3 protein-coding genes and 1 pseudogene are annotated in these 3298 nt (G+C 74.2%); 1 reads left to right on the top strand and 3 read right to left on the bottom strand.

The window, feature by feature from the left end; genetic code table 11:
• On the bottom strand, positions 1-533 hold a 533-nt coding region (locus SZN_RS36340; protein ID WP_007505581.1), incomplete at its 3' end, for a hypothetical protein.
• Between the two features lie 538 nt (positions 534-1071).
• On the opposite strand from SZN_RS36340, the gene SZN_RS36335 reads away from it, so the two are divergent.
• The gene (locus tag SZN_RS36335; RefSeq protein ID WP_007505579.1) at positions 1072-1851 is read left to right on the top strand and encodes an HAD-IIA family hydrolase; all 780 of its coding nucleotides are present in this window, start codon (positions 1072-1074) and stop codon (positions 1849-1851) included.
• Positions 1852-2071: 220 nt separating this feature from the next.
• Here SZN_RS36335 and SZN_RS43040 read toward each other — a convergent pair.
• Positions 2072-2164 (bottom strand): annotated as a pseudogene (locus SZN_RS43040) (GntR family transcriptional regulator); the annotation flags it as partial.
• A gap of 154 nt (positions 2165-2318) precedes the next feature.
• The gene (locus tag SZN_RS36330; protein WP_007505577.1) at positions 2319-3158 is read right to left on the bottom strand and encodes a hypothetical protein; all 840 of its coding nucleotides are present in this window, start codon (positions 3156-3158) and stop codon (positions 2319-2321) included.
• Between the last annotated feature and the right edge of the window lie 140 nt (positions 3159-3298).

Genomic DNA, 3298 nt, shown 5'->3' with positions numbered 1-3298 from the left:
CGGGCGCCGCGCAGCGCCACGGCGGTGGCGGCGACGCCCACGAGGACCAGTCCCGTCACCGTGTGCGCGGTGCCGGGGCCCGCGGAGCGCGCGTCCACCAGGGCGAGGGGGGTGGTGCCGCCGCCACCGGCCCGGACGGGGGCGGTGGGCGAGGCCGGTGCCGAGGGCTGCGGGCCGTGCCGTACGGCGCCGGCCGCGTCCGGCCGGCGGACGGTGAGGGCGACCGTGCGGGAGGTGTCCCCGCAGGTGACCTTCACGTCGTAGGTGCCGGACCGGAGCGTGGAGCGGACGCGGCTGTCGCCGCCGAGGGTGTCGTCGCGGCCGACGGTGAGCGCCGCGTCGGAGACGAACGCGGTGGAGGCGGCCGTGCCGGATCTTCCCGGGCATCCGCTCACCCGCAGCGCGACGTCGCTGCCGGGGCGCGGCGACGACGGGCTGACCGAGACACCCCCGTCCGTGGCGTGGGCCGCCGGGCCGACGGCAGCCGCTCCCAGGGCGGCGAGCGCACAGAGGGTGACGCGCAGTGATCCCATCGTGAACCTCCCGATACCAGGAGGCTGCCCCCGGGGCACGGGCACCGCATCCTCAACGGGGCCCGCACTGCTCCGTACGGGTCGCGTCCCGCGGCGCGGAGGGCCGTCGCGGGCCGGCGAGGGCGGGAGCCGGGACACCCGCGGCAGCGGCCGCGGACCGGCCGACGAAGCGCTTCCCCGACAACCCGCCGACCGGACGAAGGAGCGAGGATCAGCCGGGGTCCGGTCTGGACAGCAGGCGCGCGTACGCGCTCGACGTCCTGCCGGGTGGCGTCGATGTGAGCCGGGTGTCCTGCAACCGTTCGGGCGACGTCGTCTCGCTCGACGTCCTGCGCTGCCCGAACGTCCACCAAAGGCGGTTCGCGAGCCTCCACCGCCGCCTTGCCCGCACATCTGCGCGAATCGAGAGAGTTCGAGATCACAAAAAACGGAACATCTCCCCTCTCTCCGCCGGCTCACCCTTTGGGGTGATGCCAGGGGTCCCGGTTACGCTGAGAGCCACCCTCGTAAGCCCCGCGTTTGGCAGGAGAATCCCCGCATGGCAGAGCGCAAGCCGATCGAATCCTGGCTTACCGACATGGACGGGGTACTGATCCACGAAGGCGTCCCGATCCCCGGCGCCGACGAGTTCCTGAAGCGGCTGAAGGAGTCGGAGAAGCCCTTCCTCGTCCTCACCAACAACTCGATCTACACGCAGCGTGACCTGCATGCCCGGCTGGCGCGCATGGGCCTGGACGTGCCCGAGGAGAACATCTGGACGTCCGCACTGGCGACAGCGCAGTTCCTCAACGACCAGCGCCCGCGCGGCACCGCCTACGTCATCGGCGAGGCGGGCCTGACCACCGCGCTGCACGACATCGGCTACGTCCTCACCGACCACGACCCCGACTTCGTGATCCTGGGCGAAACCCGGACCTACTCGTTCGAGGCCATGACCAAGGCGGTCCGGCTGATCAACAACGGCGCTCGGTTCATCGCCACCAACCCCGACGAGACGGGGCCCTCGACCGAGGGCGCGCTTCCCGCCACAGGCGCCGTCGCCGCGCTGATCACCGCGGCGACCGGCAAGAAGCCGTACTTCGTCGGCAAGCCGAACCCGCTGATGATGCGCGCCGGGCTCAACGCGATCGGCGCCCACTCGGAGACCTCGGCCATGATCGGCGACCGGATGGACACCGACGTACTGGCGGGCCTTGAGGCCGGTATGCGGACCTTCCTCGTCATGACCGGCGTGACGCGACCGAACGAAGTCGACCGCTTCCCGTACACCCCGTCGAAGGTCGTGGACTCGATCGCGGACCTGATCGAACTCGTGTGATCGCGGGGAATCCGCGGTGCCGAAGAAGGCCCTCCCGGTATTCCCCCGTCTCTCCCGGCCTGCGTGCGGGACGAGCCGGGGGTGCCGGAACCACGCCGTACCGACGGCCCCGGGGCAATCGGGGGCCGGCTGGTCCCGACCCCGCCGACCACCGGCCGGCCGTCGTCGGGGGTCAGGGGGGAGGGCCGGGGAGGCTTCACGGCGTCCAGGACATGGGTGGCGCCTTGACGGCGTGGTACCCGGGAACGCGGCCGTGCTCGGGAACGCCCTGGCGCAGGGGGGTTCCGGGGTCCTGGTCGTTCGGGTAGTCCACGGGGGATGGCCGCAGACGCGGGCGTCCGGCGGCGGGGCGCGGCCGACGGCGGGGCGGCGGGGCGGCGCCGCGCGGGGACGCCCCACGGCGCCGGAGCGTCGTAGGGCCGGGACATCGTACGGCCGCGGCGTCTGCCCGCCGACCGCCCCCGCTCTCAGCGGCGCCGTTTCACCGCGTACAGCGCGATGCCCGTCAGCAGGAGTGCCGCGGTGGCGGCGATCGTCGCGCCCGGGGGTGAGGCGAGGCCGGTGCGGGCCAGTTCGTCGGCGAGGCTGAGGCGGTCGTCGGCGGCGTCCGCACCCGGGCTCGACGACGCCCGCGGGTCGGCGGGCCGCACGGAGGCGTCCCGCTCCGCGGGGTCGGTGGGGGCGGGTGAGGCCGTCGGGTCGTCCGGTGCGGACTCGACGGTGAAGCGGTAGTCGTTGGACTGGCCCACCCAGTCGCCGTCGCCCGCGAGCCGCTGGACGACGGCCGCGTTGGCGGTGACCTCGTTCGGCGCGGTGTCCGAGGTGAGGGCGAGGCGGACCTTGACGGTGACCGTCCTGCGGGGGCCGACGGTGTAGCCGGGGAAGCCGTCGAAGGCGCCGACGAGTTCGTCCCGGTCGGTCGTCTCGAAGCGGACGGGGAGCGGCCGGCCGCCGCCGTCGGGCGCGTCGTAGAACTCCAGCCGGGGCTGGGACGGCCGCAGGGCACGCTCGGCGTCGACGAGGACGACGACGGGGTGGATGCCGGTGCAGGTGCGGCCGGTCCGGTTGGCGAGCTCCAGGTACCAGACGCCGAACCCGCCCCCGGCGGTGTAGGAGCGGGGTCCGCCGCGCAGTTTCGTGGTGAGCGGGAAGGCGCCGTCGCCGCCGTCCCCGCAGCCGGCGGGCGCGGCGGGCTGCCGTACGGGGACGGGGGCCGCGGGCGGTTCGGCGCGCACCGGGGACGCGGTGGCGAGGAGGGCGGCTGCTGCGAGGCAGAGGGAGACAGGTGTGTGCAGTCGCATGAACACATGACCATGCCGGTGGAGGGCGCCTTTCGGGCGACGCCGTTCCGCGGGGAGGCTCAAGTCCCCTCGATCAGCGCACGTCCCGCCACCCCTTCGGCGCCCGCCCGGCCCCGCGTCCCGCCGGACCCGCGCGTCCGCGCCCC

This window comes from Streptomyces zinciresistens K42, assembly GCF_000225525.1.
In the GTDB taxonomy this organism is placed as follows: domain Bacteria; phylum Actinomycetota; class Actinomycetes; order Streptomycetales; family Streptomycetaceae; genus Streptomyces; species Streptomyces zinciresistens.
Note: the sequence above shows the minus strand (reverse complement) of the source record. Positions and strands in the feature narration are given on the sequence as shown.

Excerpts from the sequence above, each read along its gene's own strand:
- SZN_RS36335 (WP_007505579.1), top strand. The coding sequence starts at position 1,072 with ATGGCAGAGCGCAAGCCGATCGAATCCTGGCTTACCGACATGGACGGG.